The 1,308-nt window shown below is 62.4% G+C and carries 1 protein-coding gene and 1 pseudogene; both read right to left on the bottom strand.

Annotated features, from left to right (window positions below):
- Window positions 1-1,091, bottom strand: a 1,091-nt coding sequence (locus T370_RS0121935) for a phage portal protein family protein (protein ID WP_034507646.1), incomplete at its 3' end; no start/stop codon positions are given.
- Window positions 1,091-1,308 (bottom strand): annotated as a pseudogene (locus tag T370_RS23325) (phage terminase large subunit); the annotation flags it as partial. The pseudogene T370_RS23325 and the gene T370_RS0121935, both read right to left, overlap by 1 nt.

Raw genomic sequence — 1,308 nt, 5'->3', positions numbered from 1 at the left:
GCCGGATCGCTGACGCCGCAGTTCAGATAGGCCAGCGGAGCGAGGATTTGCCGGGTGATCGTCGCGGCGATCTGCGCGGCGTCGGACGTGAGGATGTCATGTCTGATTTCGTTGTGAACTTCGCCGAGCGCGTTGGTGGACGTTTTACCGTCCGCCTGCGTGGTGAGCGTCCCGCCGAGAATGGCCTTGCTCATGCCTTGTTCACACCGGGTAACAAGAATGCCCGGGATGTCCTGCGTGGCATTGGCGGGCGACTCGAAAAGAATTTCCATACCCTGCGGAATAATGCCGGAAGCGTCCCGTCCGAGATTGGCAAGGGCGGTTCTGAGCGCGGCTTTGTCTTCGGCGGAGCTTCCGGGCGGGTACTTCCCAAGCCGGAATGGGAGGCCGTGGACCTGTGTATACAGGATCGCGCTTTCAAGGGCGTAGGCTCGGATCAGGTACGCCCACGCCACCGTGCGGAAAAGCCCCACGCGCGGAAGCCACCCGGATTTCGAGCGGTGCGTGTGAATGACCCAACCGAACGGCCACAGTTCGGCCCCTTCATAGGAACCATCGCGCAACCGCAGCACGTTGCGGTTGTCCCGCATGACCTGAAACCAGCTCTGCGGGCGGTGATGGAATGCCGCCGGGATATGAAGCCCGCCGGTTTGTATCCATTCGATTTCAAGGGCCGCGAAACCGTGGCCTATGCCGTCCGCCAGATCGAGCAGGAGATCGGACGTGGTGGGCAACATGTCGAACTGCTCGCGCACGGCGGCGGCCACGGCTTCGGCCTTTTTATCTTTGGCACGGCCCGGCAAAATCTCCCAGTCCAGCGTCAAGAGCGCCCGCTTGCGCTTGCCGATTTCCGCCGCCAGATGCTCACAACGGTCTTCCATATCCGCGAAAAGCACGTGCTGCTCGGTAATGTCGCCGTCGTCGGCGGCTTGCAAAATGGAGGATAAACGGGAAGGCGTCAGGCGGTTGGTCATATTGCCCCACCGCTCAAGGTAGAGCATGGGCGTCAAGCCGCCGCCTGTTTCCGTCTGTTGCGCGGAAAGCGCATCACGCTTGCGCGGGCGCGGTTTTGCCGGTCTTCTAAAAATCATTACGTCCACCCCCCGTAGGTATCGAAGCTGTCAAAATCGTCGTCCTCGCTGGGCCGCACGCCCCACGGGCTTTGACGCGGCACCCGCTCGAACGCATCCCGCAGGCTGACGAAACCGCCGACGGCCAGCCGCCAGAGCATTTCGAGCGCGTCCGGCCCGTCGTCGTGGTCGGCTTTCGGGAAGTGCCGGAGTTGGTCGATCAAGGTCTGCTGCGAGG

The organism is Bilophila wadsworthia ATCC 49260, from assembly GCF_000701705.1.
In the GTDB taxonomy this organism is placed as follows: Bacteria; Desulfobacterota; Desulfovibrionia; order Desulfovibrionales; family Desulfovibrionaceae; genus Bilophila; species Bilophila wadsworthia.
This window is presented reverse-complemented; position numbering and strand designations above follow the sequence as displayed.